We start from the raw sequence: 21,108 nt of genomic DNA on the forward strand, positions 1-21,108 counted from the left end.
GTGACCCGCTCCGGGTGCAAAAGGGCCATGGGGTGAACACCAATCTGGCTGGAGATGATGAACTCGATCCGGGCCAGGCCGATTCCCCGGGTCGGCAGCTGCCACCAGTACAGCGCGCCGTCGGGCATGGCGACATTGATCATCAGGTCGGTGCGGGTGGGAACCACTTCGTCCACCCGAATCTGCTTTACCTCAAAGGCCAGCTTACCTTCGTACACCTTGCCCTGGGCGCCTTGGGAACAGTCCAACGTGACCTCCGCTCCTTCGGTCAGACGCTCCGTGGCGTTCCCGGTACCGACGATGGCGGGCACCTTCAGCTCCCGGCTGACAATGGCGGCATGACTGGTGGCACCGCCGCTGTTGGTAATGACCCCCGCCGCGCGGCGCATGATCGGTACCCAGTCCGGGTCGGTCCGGTCGGTGACCAGAATGGCGCCTTTCGGGAACTGCTCGCTCTGGTCGTGTCGGTCCAGCTTGCACACCGGGCCGGCGGCGATGGCGCTGCCGACACTGGCGCCTTCCACCAGCACAGAGCCCTGCTCCTTCAGTTTATAACTGGAGAAGACCGCGCGGTCTTTTTGTGACTCGATGGTTTCCGGGCGCGCCTGGACAATATAAAGCTTTCCGGTATCACCGTCCCGCGCCCATTCGATATCCATGGCGCGCTGGTAGTGCTGTTCGATCTGCATTCCCCAGCGGGCCAGGGTGAGAATGTCCTCATCGTTCAACACCAGACGCTGGCGTTCGGATTCGGTGGTGGCAACCGTGCGCGTGGTTTTGCCGGGTTCGTCGGCCGAGTCGGCATAGAGCATCTTCTCCGCTTTACTGCCGCAGGTGCGCTCTATGATGGGCTGAAATTCACGTTCCAGCAGCGGCTTGTACACCATAAACCGGTCCGGGTTGACGCTGCCCTTGACCACCGACTCCCCCAGCCCCCAGGCGCCGTTGATCAGCACCACGTCGGGGAAGCCGCTTTCGGTATCCAGGGTAAACAGGACGCCGGCGCAGCCGAGGTCCGAGCGCACCATCTGCTGCACACCCACCGAAAGCGCCACCTGCTCGTGGGCAAAGCCGTGCTGCTCCCGATAGGCGATGGCGCGGTCGGTGTACAGGGAGGCCAGACAGGCCCGGCTGCTTTCCAATAACCCATCCAGCCCCCGGACGTTGAGAAAGCTTTCCTGCTGACCGGCGAAACTGGCTTCCGGCAGGTCCTCGGCCGTGGCGGAGCTGCGCACGGCGACCGGGGCTTCGGGCTGTTGCAGTCGGTCGCAGAGCTGTCGATAGGCGTCCTCAATGGCACTTCGTTGCCCGGTGGTGAACTCCCCGCCGAGAATCAGTGCCCGAATGGCTGCCCCGGTATCGGCCAGACTTTGCTGCTCATGTTTCAGCGCCGCCAGTTGTTCGGCGATCCGCCCGGTCAGTTGGTTCGCCTCGATGAAATCCCGGTACACCTGGGCGGTAATGGCAAACCCCGGGGGAATGGGGACGCCGGCGGACTGAAGCGACCGGGTCATCTCGCCCAGGCTGGCGTTCTTGCCGCCAACCCGGCCAATGTCCTCCAGGGTAATCTGCTCAAACCATAGGATAGATTCTGTGTGGGGCATGGCTCACCTCCTGGCCTGGGGTGTTCCGGAAAGGTCTCTGTTAACAGTCTAGTCGCTGTGGGTGGGCTGGGCCTTGCGCCAGATCAGAAATCGGGCCGACAGGCGTTGTGGAGTTTGATATAGTTGTTGTGACTCTTAGTGGCCTGTCTGGCGGCCTGTCTGGCGGCCTGTCAGGATGCCTGGCCCGCCGGCCGCTCCGGCGCCACTCAACATGATAAAACCAGGGTATGACTGTTATGAAACCTGTTTTGATACTTGCTGCGGCGGTACTGTTGTCCGCCTGCCAGCAATCTCCCTACCAGAGCCAGAATGACGTGAAACCCACCGCCGACACGCTCAAGGCGGCCTATGCCGACGCCTTCAAAGTGGGCGTGGCGATCAATTCGGGAATCGCGGCTGGCGATGCCCCCCAGTCCGCGGAGATCGTGTTGAACCACTTCAATACCGTGACCCTGGAAAACGCCATGAAGGCCGAGGAGATCAACCCGGAGCCCGGTGTGTACCGCTTTGGGCCCGCCGATGCGTTTGTTGAATTCGGGCGGGAAAACGACCTGTTTACCGTGGGCCACACCCTGGTCTGGCACAACCAGACACCGGCCTGGTTCTTTCACAATGAAGACGGCGATCCCAACACCTCCGAGCAGCAGAAAGAGCGGATGCGTCAGCACATCGAGGTGGTTGCCGGGCGTTATGCCGGCAAGGTGCACGCCTGGGATGTGGTCAATGAAGTGATTGCGGACGACGGCTCCTATCGTCCCACCACCTGGGTCAACAGTATTGGCAGTGGCGATGAGCTGGTGAAATTGGCCTTTCAGTACGCCAGTGAGTACGCACCGGATACCGAGCTCTATTACAACGACTTCAATGCCTGGCGTCCGGCCAAGCGCGACGGTATTGTGCGTATGGTAAAAATGTTGCAGGACGCCGGTATTCGCATTGACGGCGTCGGCATCCAGGCACACTGGGGCTTGAATTACCCGAAAATGGAATACATCGAGCAGGCCATTGATGCCTACGCCGAGCTGGGTGTGAAAGTGATGATTACCGAGATGGACATCGATGTGCTGCCGCTCACTCGTGAGGGCCAGATCATCGGTACCGGCATGCTTCATCCACAATATCAGAATGAAGAATTTGTGGAGTACCTGAACCCCTACGCGGACGGCTTGCCGGATGATGTACAGCAGCAACTGACCGAGCGTTGGCGGGAACTGTTCGAGCTGCTTTATCGCAAGCGGGATAAAATCGACCGGGTTACGCTCTGGGGTGTGACCGATGATATGTCCTGGAAAAACGGCTATCCCATCGAGAATCGCATCAACTACCCCTTGCTGTTCAACCGGGATTATTCGCCCAAGCCGGCGGTGGATACGCTGCTGAGGGTGCCAACCAACGCCGAGTAGCACTCAGTACGACGAGTACAAAAAAGCCCGCGCCAATAGCGCGGGCTTTTTTGTTGGCGCAAGGGTTTTACGCGCTCTGCTTGATGGCAATTTTCGCCACATGCTCACCCTGATAGCGGGCGATGGTCAGCTCGTTTTCGGTCGGTTGGCGGCTGCCATCGGCACCGGCCAGGGTGCTGGCGCCGTAGGGCGTGCCGCCGCTGACTTCGTCCATATTGGTCAGTGCGGGTACGGCATAAGGTACACCCACAATGATCATGCCGTGGTGCAACAGGGTGGTGTGGAACGAGGTGATGGTGGTTTCCTGACCGCCGTGCTGGCTGGCAGTGGAGGTAAATACACTGCCCACTTTTCCGACCAGTTTGCCTTGCGCCCAGAGTCCGCCGGTCTGATCCAGGAAGTTGCGCATCTGACCACACATGTTGCCAAAGCGCGTGGGGGTGCCGAAGATGATGGCATCGTACTGATCGAGCTCTTCCGGACTGGCCACTGGCGCATCCTGGTCGAGCTTGGCGCCGGCATTGCGGGCCACATCCTCAGGCATGGTTTCCGGCACACGTTTCAGGGTGACTTCCACACCATCCACCTGCCTGGCTCCCTCGGCGATGGCGTGAGCCAGGGTTTCGATGTGGCCATACATGCTGTAGTAAAGAACAAGAACCTTGGACATCAAACAGACTCCTTTTCGGGTAAGTTAAAGTGGTAGATACGACGCTAACAGGCGAGCGGATGGTTTGTCTTGTTGCGGGGCGGACGGCGCTTACCAATCTTTACGTAAGCCATGCGGGGACGCCGATAGGCCACTTTGGCGCCTGATGCTGCATCTTTGGGCGCTTTGCGCTAGTATCCGGATATGACCGACTTTCACGCTGCTCTGGACCAACAGGCGCTGCTGCAGTTCTTTGAGGCGCTCTGGCATCATGCTCGCGATCCCTTCTGGATTGCGAAGGTGCTTGATGACGACTTTGAAATCGTCAACGCCAATGAGGCGGCCCGAGCTCTGGAGCCCAGACAGGTGCCCGGCGCCCGATTCCGGGACTTGCTGGCCGGTTGGGAGGGCGCCGAGGAAATCATTGAAGGCTACCGGCGCTGTGTGGCCCTGGGCAGCACCGTGGTGACGGAGCAGAAGCCGGTGCTCGACGGCCGTCAGCGGTTGTTTGAGACCATTCTGGTTCCGATGCGCGATGATCGCGGGGTGGTGACCCATATCTGGGGCACGTCCAAGGAGCTTACCCGCTTTGTGGAAACCGAGCGTGAGCTCAAAGAACTGAATGAACAGCTGGAAGAGAAAATCGAGCGGCGCACCGCAGAGCTGCGACAGGCAATGCGGGAGTTGCAGGCGCTTTCACTCACCGACCCCCTGACCGGGCTGGCCAATCGCCGTCGCTTTGATGAGGTGGTGGTCAGCGAACTGGCGCGGATCAAGCGCACCGGCGGCGTGCTGTCGTTGTTGATGGTCGATATCGATCACTTCAAGGAGTACAACGATCGTTATGGTCATCTGGCGGGTGACAAATGCCTGGTGGCCGTGGCCGATGCCATCCGAAGTGCCAGTCACCGTACGATGGATCTGGGGGTTCGCTATGGGGGCGATGAGTTTCTGGTGTTGCTTCCCGAAACCGACAGTGCCGGCGCTCGACGTGTTGCGGAGCGTATTTTGGCGTCCATGCAGGCTTCGGGGATCCCGCACGAACACACCGCTACTGACGGGGTGGTGACACTGAGTGTCGGGGTGGTGACTTCGGACCTGATCAGTGTTGATACCCCGGACGATCTTATCGTGGCCGCCGACGACTGCCTGTACCGGGCCAAGGACCGGGGACGCAACCAGTGGGTCGCCAGTTCGTAGGCAGACCACTGGTGTGCCCGGGCACCGCCTTATTTGCGCTTGAAGATCAACAGCCCGACCGCAACCCCGAGCGCCAGGGTTGCACCGGTGACCGTCCAGGGGTGCGTCCGGGCGTAGTCACCAGCCTGATGCAGGTTTTCCTTGGTGTACTGCGCCAGGCGATTGCCTTTTTCGTCAACCACACCTTTGGCTTTGTGGACGCGCTCCTCCAGCGCCTGGCGGGCGCGGGCCAGTTCTTCCCCCTGCAGCGATGCGCTGTTCTTGAGCATGGCTTCCATATCACCCACAAATGACTTGAATTCATCGGTGAGTTCGGCCGAGCGTTCAGACAGGTGTTCCATCGCGCTGGGGTTGGATTTCTTCCGGGCCTGGCCCGGGATCAAGTCTCGAACTTGCATAACCTACTCCTTAGTAAAACGGTGAATACTCGTCAGCTAAAGGACTCTCGCAAGCCTTTTCGCAAACCAGTGTAGGCTTATGAGCGCCCAATTGAAACGCTTGGCGCTCACTTCATCGTACGGCGTCGGGGCCGGATTGGATGACCGCCTGAAAGCGTTTCAGGCGCAGGGCATTACCCAGCACAAACACGCTCGACAATGCCATGGCGCCCGCCGCGAACACCGGCGACAGCAGCAGACCGAAGGCCGGGTAGAGCAGACCGGCGGCCACCGGAATCAGCGCCGTGTTGTAGGCAAAAGCCCAGAACAGGTTCTGCTTGATGTTGCGCAGGGCGGCGCGGGAGACGGCGATGGCGTTGGCCGCTCCGACCAGATCGCCTTTGACCAGCACCACATCGGCGCTTTCGATGGCGACGTCGGTCCCCGTGCCCATGGCGATACCGATATCGGCTTGTGCGAGAGCGGGGGCGTCGTTGATGCCGTCGCCCACAAAGGCCACCTTCAGGCCCTCGTCCTGCAACTTTTTCAGCGCCTCGACCTTGCCGTCGGGCAGGACATCGGCCACCACTTCATCAATTTTGAGCTGATCGGCGATGGCCCGGGCGGTGTGCTGGTTGTCGCCGGTCATCATCACCACTTTGAAGCCTTCCCGGTGCAGAAAGTCGATGGCCGCCGGCGTTGTGTCTTTTACGGTGTCGGCTACGGCGAGCAGGGCGGCCGGCTTGCGGTCCACCAACAGATACAGCGGGGTTTTTCCGTCGCTGGCCAGGGTGTCGGCCTCGGCTTCAAACGGATTGTCGCCCTGGCTGTACTCCTGCAGAAGCCGCAGCGCGCCGATGGCGACCTCGCGCCCCTCGATGGTGGCCTTCACACCATAGCCGGTCAATGAGTCGAACCCGGTGGCCTCCGGAAGCGTCAGGTCTTCCTGCTCCGCCGCGTCGAGTATCGCCTCGGCGATGGGGTGTTCGGAGCGTTTTTCCAGTGCCGCGGCCCAGGTGAGCAACTGCGAGCGCTCGAAACCCTCGGCGGGAATCAGGTCGGTCAGTTCCGGTTGGCCCCGGGTCAGGGTGCCGGTTTTGTCAAAGGCAATGGCGTCCATATCCCGCAGTGCCTGCAGGGCTTCGCCGTGGCGAAACAGGATGCCCATTTCTGCCGCCCGGCCGGTGGCCACCATGATGGAGGTGGGCGTAGCCAGTCCCATGGCGCAAGGGCAGGCGATGATCAGCACCGCCACCGCGTTGACCAGCGCAAAGGTCAGGGCCGGTTCGGGGCCGAATATCAGCCAGACCACCAGGGTCACCAGGGCTGCGGCCATCACTGCGGGCACAAACCAGAGGGTGATTTTATTGACCAGGGTCTGGATCGGCAGCTTCGAGCCCTGGGCGCTTTCGACCATATGAATGATCTGGGCCAGCAGGGTGTCCTCCCCGGTTTTGGTGACCTTGAAGGAGAAACTGCCGGTTTTATTGAGGGTGCCGCCCACCACTGTATCCCCGGTGGACTTTTCCACGGGAATGGCTTCGCCGGTGAGCATGGATTCGTCCACATAGGAGTGACCGTCAACCAGCTCACCGTCGAGGGGAATTTTCTCACCGGGGCGGACCACAATGGTCTCCCCAAGCTGAATCTCTTCCGGCGCCACCTCGACCTCTTGCCCGTCGCGCAGCACCCGCGCGCTTTTGGCCTGCAGGCTCACCAGGCGGCTGATGGCCTGGTTGGTGCGGCCCTTGGCGCGGGCCTCCATAAACCGGCCGAGCAGAATCAGGGTGACGATGACCGCCGAGGCCTCGTAATAGACGTTGACCGCATTGTCAGGCAGTACCTCGGGCACAAAGGTGGCCACCACCGAGTAGCCCCAGGCAGCGGTGGTGCCCAGGGCCACCAGTGAATTCATATCCGGCGCCAGCCGTGCCAGAGCTGGCACACCGAGCCGGAAAAAGCGCAGGCCGGGTCCGAACAGCACCAGGGTGGCCAGGGTGAACTGGATCAACCAGTTGGCCTGCTGACCGATACTGTCGTTGATGGCGTGGTGCAATGCCGGAAAGAGGTGGCCGCCCATTTCCATCACAAACACCGGCAGCGTCAACGCCGCCGCAAACCACAGAGAGCGTTTGAGACGCCGGGCCTCCTGGGCCCGCTCTTCCGCCAACTGATCGGTCTGGTCGGAGCGTGCGGGTTCGGCCTGGTAGCCGGCCTGGCGTACGGCGTCGATCAACGTATCGGCCTTGGCGCTGCCCTTCACCTGAGCGGTTTCCGTGGCCAGGTTGACGTTGGCTTCGGTGACGCCTTCCACGGCATTGAGGGCTTTTTCAACCCGGCCGACGCAGGATGCACAGCTCATCCCGCTGATGTGCAGATCAATTTCATTCGAGGATGTCATAAACGCCTCCGTAGTAGGGAATAGGGCCACTCTAAACCTTCCAATCACTGGAAAGTCAAGGGGCGACTATTCGGTGCTATACTTTTTCTGGCTGTTCCTCCAAAAAGGATGGAGATCCTCCATGAGGCGTATTGTGCTGACGGTTTTGCTGGTGTGCATCAGTTGTGCGGCCAGCGGGACCACGTTGGTGGCGGCGGTAGCCGAAAAGGACTACCCGCCGTTCTATTATTTTGACGATCAGACCAGCCAGTGGCGGGGCATTTCCGTCGATGTGTGCGAACGGGTGGCCCAGCAGTTGGGGTATAAGCTCGAGTACCGGCGCTATCCGTTCAGCCGGCTGTTGCAGCATGTCGGTGACGGACGGGCCGATATTGCCTGCACCCTGTTCAACACCTCCAAGCGCGCCCCGGGCGTCACCTTCACCTCCATTCCCCACGCCTTTGAAACCGTATCGGTGTTTCGCCGCGCCGGGGATGAGCCTCTGGATTCGTCCGATATCAACTGGTTGCGCGAGTTTCAGCTCGGGGGAATTCGCGCTTACTACTATGGCGAGGCGCTTGAAGACGATACCGCGTTCAAAAAGCTGCGGGTCAATGATGAGGAGCAGTTGATCAAAGTGCTGCTCGGTGGCCGGGTGGACTATGCCCTGGGCAACAAGCCGGCCATTGAACTGCACGCCGAGCGGCTGGGGGTGCGGAATCAGATCGAGTTCATGGAGCCGCCGGTATTCCGGGGCCCCATTTACATCGCCATTTCACGTCAACGCGAGGATGCCCATAAACTGGCCGCTGACTTTTCCCGGGCCGTGCAGCGCTTTCGGGACACCGACGAGTACGTTTACCTGCTGGCGCGCTACGGCATCGACCCATTGCAGTTTTGATGGGTTTAGCGAATCCGCGAGTAGTCGGTGGGCTTCATGAAAGTGGAGTCGATGTGTTTGACCAGTGGTCCATTCTCTCGGGACTTCTGGTAAACCGCCTGCCACTCGGGGTCGTTGGAAAACGCCTTCCAGCTTGCCTCGGCCGCTTCCCGGCTTTCGTGCACCAGGATATAGGTCAGGGTGTTGTCGGCCAGGGCTTCATCGGTGGGTGTCCAGTAGGCGATGTTCCTCATGCCGTGTTTTTCGAACAACCAGCGGGTGTGGTTTTCGAAGCGGGCATGTAAGTCGGGCAGTTTGCCTTCATGGGTGGTGTAGGTCCGCAGCTCGAACACTCGCTCGGAGTCGGCCAGTGTCGGGGCGCTGGCCGCGGTCGCCAGAGTGATCAGGGACAGGGTGCGCAAGAAAGCTTTCATGGTTATTACCTCAAAAAAAATCGGGCAGTCTTCTAGAGGATAACTAGGCTGCCCGGAATGGGTGTGTCGACCATAACCGGGTGAGCTTACAGCTCGCCGGCCTGAATCTGTTTGTGAGCATAGTCTACGGCACGGGCGGTCAGCGCCATGTAGGTGATGCTCGGGTTCTGGGTGCCGGAGCTGGTCATGCAGGAACCGTCGGTCACAAACACATTGGGGACATCGTGCATCTGGTTCCATTTATTGAGCACGCTGGTTTCCGGGTCGTGGCCCATGCGCGCGGTGCCCATTTCATGGATGCAGGCGCCGGGCGCGGTGGCGCTGTTGTACCAGGTGATGCCGGTACAGCCCGCCGCTTCGAGCATTTGCACCGCGCTTTTCACGCCGTCCTGGCGCAGCTTCATTTCATTGTCCCGCAGTTGGGCATCAAAGGTGATCAGCGGCATACCGTATTGATCGGTCTTGCTGTGATCCAGGTACATCCGGTTTTCATGGTAGGGCAACATCTCGCCGAAACAGGTCATGCGGATGGTCCAGGTGCCGGGTTTGAACACCGCCTCTTTCAGGGATGAGCCGACCGCGCCCACCGGAATATTTTCAGCCCGTTGTGCCGAGCCCTGATAACTGAAACCGCGCACATAATCTTCCCGCCGGGTTTCTTCATCCAGGTTGGTAAAACGCGGAATATAAAAACCGCCCGGTTTGCGACCGGAGTAGTATTCGTTCTCCAGTGCGGGCAGAACGCCGGCGGCGCCCATGCCGTAGTGGTGATCCATGATGTTGTGGCCCAGCTCGCCGCTGCGGTTGCCCAGACCATTGGGGAAGGCGTCGGAGCGGCTGTTGAGCAGGATGGCGGTGGTGCCCACGGTGCTGGCGTTGCAGAAAATGATCCGTGCGGAAATTTCCAGCTCTTCTTTGCTCTGGGCGTCGATCAGGCGCACGCCGGTGGCGCGCCCGGAGTCGGCATCGTACACAATTTCCTTGACGATACTGTGTGGGCGAATGGTCAGGTTGCCGGTCGCTTCGGCCACCGGCAGGGTGGCGGACTGGCTGCTGAAGTAAGCGCCGAAGGGGCAGCCGCGCCAGCAGCGATCCCGGGACATACACTGGCCGCGCTTGCCGAGGTGAACGTCCGGGTTGTACTCGGACAGGTTTGCTACCCGGCCTGGAGTCACCACCCGGAACGGATATTTCTGGGCGACGGTTTCGCGCAGGTGCTGCTCAGCGCAGTTGAGCGGGAAGGGTTTGAGGAATTTGCCATCGGGTACCTGCTTCAGGCCCTCGGCCTGACCGGCGATGCCGACGAAGGGTTCCACATAATCGTACCAGGGCTCGATGTCCTTGTAGCGAATCGGCCAGTCGATGGCGATGCCTTCTTTTTTGTTGGCCTCAAAGTCAATGTCGCTCCAGCGATAGCAATGACGGCCCCACATGATCGAGCGACCCCCGACGTGATGCCCGCGAATCCAGTCAAAACGCTGGTCTTCCTGATAAGGGTATTCGTCGTCTTTGTTGATCCAGTGCTTGTTGGCCTGGGTGACCCACCAGTTGAGACGGTTCTGCTTGGGGTAGTGCTCGGCAATTTCGTCCCGGGGCACCTTGTCGCGGTGGGGCAGGTCCCACACATCGTCGTGGGCGGTGGGGTATTCGCCGTGTTGCACATCGCGGCCCCGTTCCAGGACCAGTGTTTTGTAGCCTTTTTTGCACAGCTCCATGGCGGCGTAACCGCCGCTGATGCCGGAGCCAATCACAATTGCGTCGAATTCAGTCGTTGCCATGATCAGATTGCCCACTTCTTGTTATCAACGTCGTCCACCGAGATACAGGGTTTGTACTCGCCGGGGATGGGAAGGTAGTTCAGGTACTGCTCGCCAATGGTTTCGCTGGTGAGGTAATAGATCACCACCTGTTGCTTCAGCATCACCATGCCATCGCGGGCGCTGGCCTGAGTGGCGTCCGTGCTGGTTTCCAGTTGGCTGAGCAGTGCTTCGCGTTCGCCCTGGCTCTGGCTGGCAAAGTTGGCCTGGGTGAGGGCGGCCTCCAGGTCGGTCCAGAGTCGTTGGAACTGCTCCACGTACCCCTGTTCGAGCACCTTGCCGAGCATGGTGTCCAGCGTTTGCGGTACCCCGACGTCGCTGGCCGAGGGGCTGTCGGTGCGCGGCAGCAGGGTGTCGGCGATTTCGGTGATCAGGCCGAACGCCTTGGGGCTGAAAAAGTGAAGCAGCTGGCCGTCGGCCGGTGTGGGGGTGGGGGCGGCATCCCCCGGAGGCGTTTCGGAGCAGCCGGTCAGTACCGCCGAGGCCAGCGGTGCGGCCACGGAGGTGCCGGTCAGCCAGGCGGTGTAACGTAAGATTTCTCGTCTGTTCATGCGTGTTTTCATGATCGGAAACCGAGTTTGGGTGAGTGAACTGCGGCAATCGGTTTGGGTTGCTACAGGGCGATTGTTATTGATGTTATGCGCTGGGCACTGGGGCCGGTGGCCCGGGTGCAGGAACCTGTCCCTGAGGAGTGGCGCTTAAATCACTAATTGTTGTGTGGACTATAATGTAAGCAAGTTGCCTCGAGGGCGCAAGCTTTGAGGGGCAATTTCCTTTTTGGGCTCCCGGGTTGATTCAGGTCAATACGGGGTGCCCGGCCTGTGTCTATGCTGGCTGTCAGAACCACTGCAGTGCCACGGCAGAAGCTCGGGGGTGCGTGTGAAGATAGTCTTTCTCGGCGGTACGGAAACGGTGACCGGCTCCAAGTTCCTGCTGGAGACCGGTCGAACCCGGGTGTTGATCGACTGTGGCCTGTTTCAGGGCTACAAGTGGTTGCGTCGGCGCAACTGGCAAAGCCTGCCGGTGGATCTGAACACCCTGGACGCGGTGCTCCTGACCCACGCGCACCTGGACCACTCCGGCTACATTCCGCGGCTGTATCAGCAGGGGTATCGCGGGCCGGTGTACACCCACGCGGCCACCCGGGCGCTGTGCGGCATTCTGCTGCCCGATAGCGGGCACATTCAGGAAGAAGACGCCCGGTTTTTCTCCCGTCACAAGCTGAGCAAGCACGATCATCCCGAGCCCCTGTACGACCAGCGCACCGCTGAAGACAGCCTGAAGCTTTTTGAACCCGTGCATTTCAATCAGTCACTGCAGCTCGGGGACCTGTCCATCACTTTCCAGCCCGCCGGGCATATTCTCGGGGCGGCCAGCATCATCGTGGAGGCGGAAGGTAAACGGGTCGGGTTTTCCGGCGATGTGGGGCGGCCCCACGATATTCTGATGTACCCCCCGAAACCCCTCCCGGCGCTGGACCTGCTGTTGCTTGAATCCACCTATGGTGATCGTCCGCACCCGGACAGCGACCCCTGGAATCAGCTGGCAGACATCGTCAACGCCACGGTCAATCGCGGCGGGGTGCTGATGATTCCCAGCTTTGCCGTGGGGCGGGCCCAGTTGCTGCAGCATATGCTGGCCAGGCTGATGGATGAGCGACGCATCCCCACGCTGCCGGTGTTCCTCGACAGCCCGATGGCCATCGACGTGTCCGCCATTTACCACCAGTACGCTGACCAGCACCGGTTGAGCGATGCCGACTGTGCCCGTATGGCGGAGCTGGTGACTTACACTCACAGTGTTGATGAGTCCAAGGCGCTGGCCGACCTGTCGTACCCGCATATCATCATCGCCGGCAGTGGCATGATGAGCGGCGGTCGCATTCTGCATCACATGAAGCGGCTGCTGCCGAATCACCGCAACACGCTCATGTTGAGCGGCCACCAGGCGGGTGGTACCCGCGGAGCACATCTGATTGCGGGGGGAGAAACGGTCAAGATTCACGGCGCCTATATCCCGCGAAAAGCACAGTTGGCGGTTCTGACCGGACTGTCTGGTCACGCGGATTATCGTGAGCTAGGGCAGTGGCTTAAAGATTCCGGGCTCAAGTCGAAAACGCCCATCCAGTTGATTCACGGTGAGCCGGAAGCGGCCGACTGCCTGCGTCTGTACTTGCAGGATCACGGGGATTACGAGGTTGATGTGGCCGAGTACCGGTCGATCCTCACTGTCTGATGAACGTCGCTGGAACAAACCGGGTTACCGACGCGTAAACGTGCCGGTTTTTACGCTCAAGGGGGGATTACGTGCGTCATCCGAAGGGTTTCAGTCACGTGGCTGTCTGGGTGCTGGCGCTGCTGCCGGGCGTGCTGGCGCTGCCGTTTCTCTGGCCAAGTCTGGATCAGCCTCGGGAAGTTCTGAATGCCCTGGGGCGTATTACCGGCATTTGGGGCCTCTCCCTGTTACTGATGGCCGCCGCCCTGTGTTGCCGTGTGCCTGGCTTTGACCGCCCCTTCGGTGGCCTGACTAAACTGTGGCAGTTGCATCATCGCCTTGGCGCCATCGCATTTCTGTTATTGCTGGCCCATCCGCTGCTGTTGTCGTTTGCCGCGGCAGGTATTTCCCTGGACGCGGCGGTCAGTACGCTGTTTTCTTCGCAGCCGGCCTCGGTCTGGGGTTGGGTGGCGCTGCTGGCGTTGATGGCGTTCATGGCGCCGAGCTTCGGCTTTTTTGGCGAACCCGAATACCAACGCTGGAAGTGGCTGCATCGCTTGAGTGGGGTCACTGTCATTCTGGCGTTGTTGCACACGGGGTTGTTGAGCAGGACCTTGCCCGGATGGTTGGCCTGGGTGTTGTGGTCGACGTTGGCCCTGCTCGCGATTTCCGCACTGAGCTACCGGTGGCTTTACGCACGCTGGCGAGGCCGGAGTTCCTATCGGGTGACCAGAGTCACTCACCCTGCGCGGGATGTGGTGGAGCTGACGCTGGCCCCAGAGCGGCAGCGGTTGAGTTATCGATCCGGGCAGTTCATCTATTTGACGCCGGATCGGGTTGGTCATATCGGGCACCGGGAAGAGCATCCCTACACCCTTTCCTCTGCTCCGGATGAGCCGGATCTGCGGGTGGCGATCAAGGATTTGGGGGATGCCAGTCACGCGATGTTGACCGTTCCCGAGGGAACCCGTCTTTGGGTGGAGGGACCCTACGGCGATTTTTTTGCGTCGAATCCCGCACGGCCCGAGCTGTGGGTCGCGGGGGGAATTGGCATCACTCCCTTTCTCGGGCGGGTACGTGAGGCGGTGCGAGTGGGGCGGCCGCTGCAGGTTCATCTGATCGATTGTGTACAGGACGAGACGCGGTTCCTGTTTGCCGACGAGCTGAAGGGCGCGTTCGAGGGCTGGCCCGACAGCCAACTGACGGTGCACTATTTTTATCGGGAGGGGCCGCTGAATCAGGCCTTCATCAAGCGGGTCTGTCCGGATGTGGCCGACCGGGCGGTGTATGTCTGTGGCCCGTTGCCGCTGCTGGAACGGGCCCGGGAGGCGCTGAGCGCCTGCGGTGTGCCCGCCGGGCGCCTGGTAACCGAAGAATTTGTTTTGCTTTGAACATCTGATCGGGAGGTAACCCATGAAAAAAACCGCCTTTGCGGCGTTTGTCGCATTCTGGTCTTCGGTCGTGACCTTGCTGGTGACCTGGACGCTGGTGCCGGCGGTAACGCTGGCCGAAGAGGAGCCGACCTTTACCCTGGAGGAGGTCGCCAGGCACGACCGGCTGGAGGACTGCTGGATGGCGATCCGGGGTGAGGTGTATGACCTGACCGACTACCTGCCACACCACCCGGCGCCACCGGCGGTGATTCTGCCCTGGTGCGGGCGCGAAGCCACCGAGGGCATGACCACCAAAGGCTATGGTCGGGACCACAGCCCTGCCGCCTGGGGTCAGCTCGAACGCTACCGGATCGGGGTTCTTGAGTCGGCCGCGGATACCTCAACCGGTCAGTGACCGGACGGGAGGCGTCGCTCGTGCTTGCCACGGCTTTCGGGGCTTGCGAAGATAGCGCTAATTGAGGGATGGTTTGAGCGACAACAGCGCCCTCCCGGTAGAGATTGAGGTAACCAGAGGCATGGTGTGTCCCAGGTAAATGCAAGCGAGCAGCTCAACCGGCTGAAGGCCATCATCGAGGGTACCCGAGCTGGCACCTGGGAGTGGAATGCCCACACCGGTGAGCAACGGATCAACGAACGCTGGGCGGAGATGCTCGGTTACAGCTCCCGGGAGCTGGAGCCCATCAGCATCGCCATCTGGCACCGTCTCTGTCATCCCGACGACCTGGCCCGTTCCAACGAAGCCTTCCAGCGCCACTTCGATGGTGAAACCCCCTACTACGAATGCATTGTGCGACTCCGACACAAGGAGGGGCACTGGGTCTGGATTCACGACCGGGGTCGCCTGATGTCCCGCACGGCGGAGGGCGATCCCGAGTGGGTGGTGGGTACCCACATCGACATCAGTCAGCAGCACATCAATGCCCAATTACTCAACAAGTTGGCCGAGACCATCCCCGGGGTCATCTATATTTTCCGGATGTACGCCGATGGACGGGTGGAGTTTCCCTACGTCAGTGAGGGGGTACGGGAATTTTACGGTCGGGAGCCCGACGCTATTTTGCAGGACGCTTCGCTGGTGTTTGACCTGGTGCATCCGGAGGACGCGCAGCGTCTCCAGCAATCCATTCTGGAAAGCTACCGGGCCTTGGGGCAATGGACCTGCGAATACCGGGTGGTGCTGAATGGCCGGGAAATCTGGCTGGAGGGCATTGCCACCCCGGAGCGGGAGTGGCTGGATCAGGAGGTGGTGACCTGGTATGGCATGGTGGTGGACATCAGTCATCGCAAGGCGCTCGAAGCCCGGCTGCTGGAGTTGTCGGTCACCGATGAGTTGACCGGCCTGTATAACCGGCGCTTTCTGTTGCAGCGATTGGCGGAGTTACTGGACGATTATCGACGTCATGAAGTGGTGTTTTCTCTGGTACAGGTGGACCTGGACTGGTTCAAGTCCATCAACGATACCTATGGTCATCTGATGGGCGATGAGGTGCTCAAAGCCTTTGCGGCGACTCTCAAAAACCGTCTGCGCAAAGGGGATATCTCCGGGCGTTCCGGGGGAGAGGAGTTCCTGATTCTGCTGCCCCACACCGACACCAAAGAGGCGCTGGAGCTGATTGATGATATTCGGGCGGTGTTTGCCGGAACCGAATTTTTCAACGATGAGCTGCGGACATTCAATGCGAGCTTCAGCGCGGGTATTACCCAGGTGCAAGCCGAGGATGAACGTTTTGATCAGTTGCTGTCACGGGCGGACAAGGCACTCTATAAAGCCAAGGATGCAGGGCGTAATCGCGTCCACATAGAACCGGATCGCCACTGTTCCAAAGGGGGGAAGCGCACGCGCTGAACAATGGGTCAATTACTGTTTAAACTGAATCAGGTGCCTGACGACGAGGCACAGGAGGTTCGTCAGCTTCTGGCGGATCACGACTTTGCCACCTATGAAACCCACGCCGGTTTTTGGGGGTTGGGGGTGTCCGCGATCTGGCTGACCCACCCGGAGCAGCTGCCCGAAGCCAAGGCCCTGCTGGCGGACTATCAGGCTCGCCGCCTGGATCAGCAGCGGGCGCTGAGAGAGGAGCGGGAGGCCGCCGGGGAGCAACCAACGCTCTGGCAAAGAGCGGTCGCTGCCCCCCTGCGATTTACCGCTCTGGTCATTGCCATCGGGGTCATCCTGACCCTGTCCATCCTGCCTTTCGTGGCGCTGATCGGTCAGTAGGCTGCGGCGCCACTGGATTGTCCTGCCTCTGTTTTTTGTTCTGGCTACATATTGATCCAGCTATTGAGTGCCTGCAATTTGAAGGACTGGCCTTTGAATGTCAGCACCACCCCGTCTTCTTCAATTCGCTCGATGCGCAGGTCCGGCGCTATCCGGTCACCGGCGCGATACTCGCGCTGATTGATGGTCACGGTACTGCCTTGCCCGTCCCGGTATTGGTGGGATTGATAATTCAACGACGGAATGTCCTGTTGCAGGCTCCAGGACAGGTCCCGAATCCCCGGAACAGAAGGCCTCGGTGTGGCGGCCGGTTGTGGCTCTGGTTCGGCTTCCTGGCGAGATGAAGACGGCTCCGCCGGTGTGTCACTGAGCGTGACACTGGCGCTGTCGCGCGGCGGAGCGAGGCGCTCGGTGGCCGCCTCCGATGGGGTCACCTCGGGGCGGGTCGGTTCTGGCGCCTGGGCTCGGCGGTACAGCGAGGCAATGGACTCGTCCGACGGCTCGGGACGAGCGGGGGCCTGGTAGAGACGTTCAACTCCCGGGCGTCGGGGCTCGGTCTCGGCGACGCTCGCCTCCGCTGTACTTTCAGGAACAGGGGCACTTGCCGTTGCTTCCACTGGGGAAATGGGGTCAGGCGGCTCAGCGCTTCTGAATAGCCAGTACGCCAGCAGTCCGGCGGCGGCCAATCCCGCAATGGCCACAGAGAGCCCCCATTTGTGCCAGGCTCCCGCTCGCCGGACCGCGGCGGGCGTTGCCAGCGCGGAGGCTGGGGGCAGCGCTTGCGCCGGTGTTTCGTCCCGGCGCCGCTCCCGGTCGGCCCGTTGCAGGGCGTCCAGAATCATCGACATCAGGGCGCCTCCGCAATGGGCAGTAATCCCGGGTCCAGCCCCAGTCGTCGTGCCAGTTGGTTCAGGGTGTTTTCCCCGAACAGCCCGTCCGGGGTCAGCCCCTCGGCGCGCTGAAAAATCTCTACCCGTGCCTGCAGGGGCTGGTTATAGCGATCCCGGCTCAGGGGCTCCGCTTCACTGTCCAGTTCGGCAAACTGCTCGGCCAGCCAGCGGACGGCGGGACCTCGTTCGCCGGGGCTGAGGCCACCGTCAAAACCGGCCGGGCGGAACCAGAAATGGTGAAACTCACCGGTCCAGAGTTGCGCGACATCGGCCCAGTCAACCGTCTGCGGACGACCTTCCAGCCAGGTCAATGCCTGTTGGTCATTGAGACCCAACAGCGGGATGTAAGCGAGTTTGCGCTCCGGGGTGATCAGGGTCAGCACACCGGGGCGGTCCAGTTCGATCAACTCGTTCCAGGTGGTGAGCATACGTCGTCCACAGGCATGGCCCGGCTCGGGGCTCTCGGTGCAGGGGCTGCCGGTGGTGGGCACACTCAGACTGAAGTGGTCGGCCAGGTGGCGAAGGGCATCATCCAGTTTTCGGGGCCAGGGCCGCTCCGGTAGCGCCGGGGGATCTGTGTTCGGCATCGCCTCGGAATCGGTGTCGACCGATCCGGTCGCGTCCGGGGCGGTTATGTTTGTGGGCGGCACTTCCGATGCAACGGACGGTGAGGCGGCGCTGAGTTTCGGGACGGTCGGTTCCGGCTCCGGTGTCGCTTGCCAGGGCAGCTCGTTGCCGAGGCCGCCAAACAGCAGCGCGCCCAATGTGATACCCGCAAACCCCGCGATGGCACTGGCCAACCACGCTGGCCGTGCCCGCTTTGGTGTCGGCGCTGCTGTTGTACTGGGTCGGTCCGAGGCGGGCTCCCCGGTGATTTCCCGCCGCGCCTGGCGAAACAGCTCCCGGTCGATGACGTTGCGGTTCTGCCCGTAGGCGCCCAGCAACATGCGCTCGCAAATGATATTGATCAGGCGGGGAATGCCGCCGCTGAAGCGGTGCACTTCCGTCTGAATGTCCTCGGGAATCAGGGTGCTGCCGCTGGCCAGGCCCGCCACCTGCAGGCGGTGCTGAATGTAAGCGGCGGTTTCTTCCCGGCTCAGTGGGTTCAGGTGGAAGCGCGCGGTGATGCGTTGAGCGAGCTGGCGCAGGGAGGGCTGAGCGAGCAGATCACACAGTTCCGGCTGGCCCACCAGAATGATGTTGAGCAGTTTCTCGGTGTGGGTTTCCAGGTTGGTCAACAGCCGGATCTGCTCCAGCGCCTCGGCACTGAGAGACTGGGCCTCGTCGATCAGCAGTACGGTTTTACGCCCGCGCCCATGGTTGTCCAGCAGCCGATCATAGAGCGCATCGGTCAGGGTTTTGACGCTGGTGTCGTCGTCCGAGATATAGCGGGCTCCGAGCTCATCGCAGATGGTGCTCAGTAACTCGGGCACGGAGGCCATGGGGTTCAGAATCAGGGCGATGTCGGTGTCGCTCGGAAGCTGTTCCAGAAGGCAGCGGATGATGGTGGTTTTGCCGGTGCCCACTTCGCCGGTCAGTTGCACAAAACCGCCGCCGCGCAGGCCAAACAACAGGTGCGCGAGGGCCTCCCGGTGCTGCTGACTCATATAGAGGTAGCGCGGGTTGACGGCGATGGCGAAGGCCGGCTCCTGAAGGCCGAAAAACGGGTGGTACATGGCGATCCTTGGTCCCGGTGTCAGACCGCCAGAATAGCCGGAAACTCGGGTCGGTTAAAGCCTCCTCTCCGGCTCGGTCTGACTCGGGCGTGACAATTCTCTGCATCACAAAGGTGCGCCGAAGGGGGCGCTGACGCAAGCCTTGCACCGAATTGGTGCAAATTGAAAAGTTTGGCGCCTTATTCGCCGTCTTTCGATTGGCCTGTTTCCTGCTACGGCTTGGGGTATCAACCCGAAAATTGGAATGACTCAATGAGTTTAAGAAGTACTCGTATGAATCTCTCCGGCGCTGAACGGCGCTGGCTGAACTGGTTTGGCGCTACCGGCAAAGTGCGCATGGGCTGGTCCTGCTGGCTCAACCGCAATCGCTATGCACTGATGGAGCAGGCTTTTGAGAGCGTCGCCCAGACGCGAATCACCATTCTCAATCAGTGGGTGGACGGTCAGTGGGAGCAGATGGTTTCCCTGGCGGCCAGCGTAGAGCAGGATCCAGCCCGCTGGGATACGTTATTGCCACAGCAGCTTCAGCGCTGGGTGGATGCATCGGAGCTGTTTGTCGTGGACGACACCGGCAAAGTGCTGGCCTCCAGCTATCGCGCCAGAGTCGGTGCACGTGACCTGGATGCCCGGGCCCTGGAGGAGGGATTGAAAGGGGCGTTTCTGCATGGGCCCTATGTGGATCGGGCCACGTTGGATATTGGTCCCTCTTCGTCGCGCTTTCACGACGAGGTGACCCTGATGTTTTACCAGCCCGTGGAACTGGCGGACGGAGCGATTGGCTGTGTCTGTGCCCGGGTTCCCAATGACGTACTCGGCGATCTGATTCAACGGGAAGCGGGGCATATTTTCACCGAGTCCGGTGACAATTATCTGTTTATGGTGGAGCCGGGTTTTGATCGGCGCATCGTTGCGGGGACGGCCCTGTCACGGTCCCGCTTTGAGGACAGCACTTTCTCCCATGGCGAAAATCTCAAAAGCGGTATTCACACCGATTGGGGCGTGGTGGGGGTCAAGCGGCACACCGAATTCGAGATCCGCTTTACCGACCCGGCCACCGGCCAGTTGCATCCCGGCGTACGCGAAACCATCCGCAACGGCGAGAACCTGTTTGTCACCTATCCGGGCTATTCGGATTACCGCCACATTCCGGTAATCGGTAAAGGGGTAACCTTTACTCTTAAAGGTTCCAAAGACCGCTGGGGCATGATGTGCGAGGGTGACCTGGAGGAGGTGTATCGCTTTCGTTCCATAACCTATCGGTTCATGGGGTTACTGCTGTTGCCTCTGCTACTGGTGTTCGGCGGCAATATGGCACTGCACGCCTGGAGCGACTGGCCCTTGTGGACCATCAACCTCGCGACCGCTGGAGCATTGGCCGTGGGCGCCTGGAGTTTTCTGATGCGTGGGCCCCGACGCCTGGCCCGACGACTCGGAAAGATGACCGAGATCATTCACGCTCTGGGCGAGGGCGGTGGCAACCTCAAACAACGCCTGGATACCCGCAAACTGGTGGCGGATGAAACCGGTGATCTGGGGCGTTGGACCAACAGCTTTATCGACAATCTGGATGGCATTATTGGCTCGGTGATCCGCTCGGCTAACGAGGTCAAGCAGAACAGTGAGCAGATGCTTCAGCGCAATGACAGCGCCAATGCCACCATGACTCAGGTGACCGCCGCCATGGAGCAGATGCTGAGCCTGTTGGAAGAGCAGATCGGTGAAATCAGCAACGCCTCCGGCACCGCCACCGAAATGAAACAGGTCATGGAAACCGTGGTGCGAGAGGCCCGGGCCCAGTTTGAGTCCGCCAGTTCCGGTACCCAGGCGATTCGCAATGCCGTGGAGAATTCCGCGCGCACCATTCATCAGTTGAACGAACGGACGCGGGAAATCGGAGGCATGGTTTCTCTGATCAGCAATATCACCAGTCAGACCAACCTGTTGGCGCTGAACGCGGCCATTGAAGCGGCTC

At 60.8% G+C, this 21,108-nt stretch carries 18 protein-coding genes; 9 read left to right on the forward strand and 9 right to left on the reverse strand.

Annotation, left to right across the window (positions count from 1 at the left end; translation table 11 throughout):
• Positions 1-1,604 (reverse strand): phosphoenolpyruvate synthase (ppsA, locus tag B3520_RS12610; protein ID WP_286876184.1); only part of this gene is annotated, 1,604 nt, incomplete at its 3' end.
• 236 nt (positions 1,605-1,840) lie between these two features.
• Here ppsA and B3520_RS12615 point away from each other — a divergent pair.
• Positions 1,841-3,007, forward strand: a complete 1,167-nt coding sequence (locus B3520_RS12615; protein ID WP_286806970.1) for an endo-1,4-beta-xylanase — start codon at positions 1,841-1,843, stop codon at positions 3,005-3,007.
• A gap of 67 nt (positions 3,008-3,074) precedes the next feature.
• On the opposite strand, the gene wrbA is transcribed toward B3520_RS12615, so the two are convergent.
• Positions 3,075-3,677 carry an NAD(P)H:quinone oxidoreductase gene (gene wrbA / locus B3520_RS12620; protein ID WP_024460728.1) on the reverse strand — a complete coding sequence of 201 codons (603 nt, stop codon included), beginning with the start codon at positions 3,675-3,677 and terminating at the stop codon, positions 3,075-3,077.
• A gap of 183 nt (positions 3,678-3,860) precedes the next feature.
• Between wrbA and B3520_RS12625 the strand changes: the two genes are divergently transcribed.
• Positions 3,861-4,856, forward strand: coding sequence for a GGDEF domain-containing protein (locus tag B3520_RS12625; RefSeq protein ID WP_286806971.1), 996 nt, complete (start codon positions 3,861-3,863; stop codon positions 4,854-4,856).
• Positions 4,857-4,885: 29 nt separating this feature from the next.
• On the opposite strand, the gene B3520_RS12630 is transcribed toward B3520_RS12625, so the two are convergent.
• On the reverse strand, positions 4,886-5,254 hold the full coding sequence (locus B3520_RS12630) for a DUF883 family protein (RefSeq protein WP_024460726.1): 369 nt from the start codon (positions 5,252-5,254) through the stop codon (positions 4,886-4,888).
• 112 nt (positions 5,255-5,366) lie between these two features.
• Positions 5,367-7,634, reverse strand: a complete 2,268-nt coding sequence (locus tag B3520_RS12635; protein WP_286806972.1) for a heavy metal translocating P-type ATPase — start codon at positions 7,632-7,634, stop codon at positions 5,367-5,369.
• 121 nt (positions 7,635-7,755) lie between these two features.
• On the opposite strand from B3520_RS12635, the gene B3520_RS12640 reads away from it, so the two are divergent.
• On the forward strand, positions 7,756-8,514 hold the full coding sequence (locus B3520_RS12640; protein ID WP_286806973.1) for a substrate-binding periplasmic protein: 759 nt from the start codon (positions 7,756-7,758) through the stop codon (positions 8,512-8,514).
• A gap of 5 nt (positions 8,515-8,519) precedes the next feature.
• Here B3520_RS12640 and B3520_RS12645 read toward each other — a convergent pair whose 3' ends face one another.
• From B3520_RS12645 to B3520_RS12655, 3 genes are all read right to left on the reverse strand, one after another.
• On the reverse strand, positions 8,520-8,927 hold the full coding sequence (locus B3520_RS12645; RefSeq protein ID WP_286806974.1) for an NIPSNAP family protein: 408 nt from the start codon (positions 8,925-8,927) through the stop codon (positions 8,520-8,522).
• A gap of 86 nt (positions 8,928-9,013) precedes the next feature.
• On the reverse strand, positions 9,014-10,705 hold the full coding sequence (locus B3520_RS12650; protein WP_286806975.1) for a GMC oxidoreductase: 1,692 nt from the start codon (positions 10,703-10,705) through the stop codon (positions 9,014-9,016).
• Between the two features lie 2 nt (positions 10,706-10,707).
• Positions 10,708-11,295, reverse strand: coding sequence for a gluconate 2-dehydrogenase subunit 3 family protein (locus B3520_RS12655; RefSeq protein ID WP_286806977.1), 588 nt, complete (start codon positions 11,293-11,295; stop codon positions 10,708-10,710).
• A 328-nt stretch (positions 11,296-11,623) separates the two neighbouring features.
• Between B3520_RS12655 and B3520_RS12660 the strand changes: the two genes are divergently transcribed.
• From B3520_RS12660 to B3520_RS12680, 5 genes are all read left to right on the forward strand, one after another.
• The gene (locus tag B3520_RS12660) at positions 11,624-12,979 is read left to right on the forward strand and encodes an MBL fold metallo-hydrolase (protein ID WP_286806978.1); all 1,356 of its coding nucleotides are present in this window, start codon (positions 11,624-11,626) and stop codon (positions 12,977-12,979) included.
• A gap of 71 nt (positions 12,980-13,050) precedes the next feature.
• Positions 13,051-14,349, forward strand: a complete 1,299-nt coding sequence (locus tag B3520_RS12665; RefSeq protein ID WP_286806979.1) for a ferredoxin reductase family protein — start codon at positions 13,051-13,053, stop codon at positions 14,347-14,349.
• Positions 14,350-14,371: 22 nt separating this feature from the next.
• Positions 14,372-14,746, forward strand: a complete 375-nt coding sequence (locus B3520_RS12670; protein WP_123637814.1) for a cytochrome b5 domain-containing protein — start codon at positions 14,372-14,374, stop codon at positions 14,744-14,746.
• Between the two features lie 126 nt (positions 14,747-14,872).
• The gene (locus B3520_RS12675) at positions 14,873-16,198 is read left to right on the forward strand and encodes a sensor domain-containing diguanylate cyclase (RefSeq protein ID WP_286806980.1); all 1,326 of its coding nucleotides are present in this window, start codon (positions 14,873-14,875) and stop codon (positions 16,196-16,198) included.
• Positions 16,199-16,201: 3 nt separating this feature from the next.
• Positions 16,202-16,570 (forward strand): DUF6164 family protein, encoded by a 369-nt coding sequence (locus B3520_RS12680; RefSeq protein ID WP_286806981.1) that lies wholly within the window; start codon positions 16,202-16,204, stop codon positions 16,568-16,570.
• A gap of 44 nt (positions 16,571-16,614) precedes the next feature.
• Here B3520_RS12680 and B3520_RS12685 read toward each other — a convergent pair whose 3' ends face one another.
• Both B3520_RS12685 and B3520_RS12690 read right to left on the reverse strand, forming a co-directional pair.
• Positions 16,615-17,418, reverse strand: a complete 804-nt coding sequence (locus B3520_RS12685) for a general secretion pathway protein GspB (RefSeq protein ID WP_286806982.1) — start codon at positions 17,416-17,418, stop codon at positions 16,615-16,617.
• Entirely contained in the window at positions 17,418-19,136 is a 1,719-nt protein-coding gene (locus B3520_RS12690; RefSeq protein WP_123637810.1) for an ExeA family protein, read from the reverse strand. Before B3520_RS12690 ends, B3520_RS12685 begins: the two co-directional genes overlap by 1 nt.
• A gap of 273 nt (positions 19,137-19,409) precedes the next feature.
• Between B3520_RS12690 and B3520_RS12695 the strand changes: the two genes are divergently transcribed.
• On the forward strand, positions 19,410-21,108 hold a 1,699-nt coding region (locus B3520_RS12695), incomplete at its 3' end, for a methyl-accepting chemotaxis protein (protein WP_286876187.1).

Origin of the sequence: Marinimicrobium sp. UBA4509 (assembly GCF_002388575.1) — a bacterium.
GTDB classification, from domain to species: domain Bacteria; phylum Pseudomonadota; class Gammaproteobacteria; order Pseudomonadales; family Cellvibrionaceae; genus Marinimicrobium; species Marinimicrobium koreense.

What these genes read in the sequence shown, in the direction of transcription:
- B3520_RS12670 (WP_123637814.1), top strand. Translation starts at nt 14,372, where the DNA reads ATGAAAAAAACCGCCTTTGCGGCGTTTGTCGCATTCTGGTCTTCGGTC.
- B3520_RS12655 (WP_286806977.1), bottom strand. Translation starts at nt 11,295, where the DNA reads ATGAACAGACGAGAAATCTTACGTTACACCGCCTGGCTGACCGGCACC.
- B3520_RS12640 (WP_286806973.1), top strand. Translation starts at nt 7,756, where the DNA reads ATGAGGCGTATTGTGCTGACGGTTTTGCTGGTGTGCATCAGTTGTGCG.
- wrbA (WP_024460728.1), bottom strand. Translation starts at nt 3,677, where the DNA reads ATGTCCAAGGTTCTTGTTCTTTACTACAGCATGTATGGCCACATCGAA.
- B3520_RS12630 (WP_024460726.1), bottom strand. Translation starts at nt 5,254, where the DNA reads ATGCAAGTTCGAGACTTGATCCCGGGCCAGGCCCGGAAGAAATCCAAC.
- B3520_RS12680 (WP_286806981.1), top strand. Translation starts at nt 16,202, where the DNA reads ATGGGTCAATTACTGTTTAAACTGAATCAGGTGCCTGACGACGAGGCA.
- B3520_RS12625 (WP_286806971.1), top strand. Translation starts at nt 3,861, where the DNA reads ATGACCGACTTTCACGCTGCTCTGGACCAACAGGCGCTGCTGCAGTTC.
- B3520_RS12650 (WP_286806975.1), bottom strand. Translation starts at nt 10,705, where the DNA reads ATGGCAACGACTGAATTCGACGCAATTGTGATTGGCTCCGGCATCAGC.
- B3520_RS12645 (WP_286806974.1), bottom strand. Translation starts at nt 8,927, where the DNA reads ATGAAAGCTTTCTTGCGCACCCTGTCCCTGATCACTCTGGCGACCGCG.
- B3520_RS12690 (WP_123637810.1), bottom strand. Translation starts at nt 19,136, where the DNA reads ATGTACCACCCGTTTTTCGGCCTTCAGGAGCCGGCCTTCGCCATCGCC.
- B3520_RS12685 (WP_286806982.1), bottom strand. Translation starts at nt 17,418, where the DNA reads ATGTCGATGATTCTGGACGCCCTGCAACGGGCCGACCGGGAGCGGCGC.
- B3520_RS12615 (WP_286806970.1), top strand. Translation starts at nt 1,841, where the DNA reads ATGAAACCTGTTTTGATACTTGCTGCGGCGGTACTGTTGTCCGCCTGC.
- B3520_RS12635 (WP_286806972.1), bottom strand. Translation starts at nt 7,634, where the DNA reads ATGACATCCTCGAATGAAATTGATCTGCACATCAGCGGGATGAGCTGT.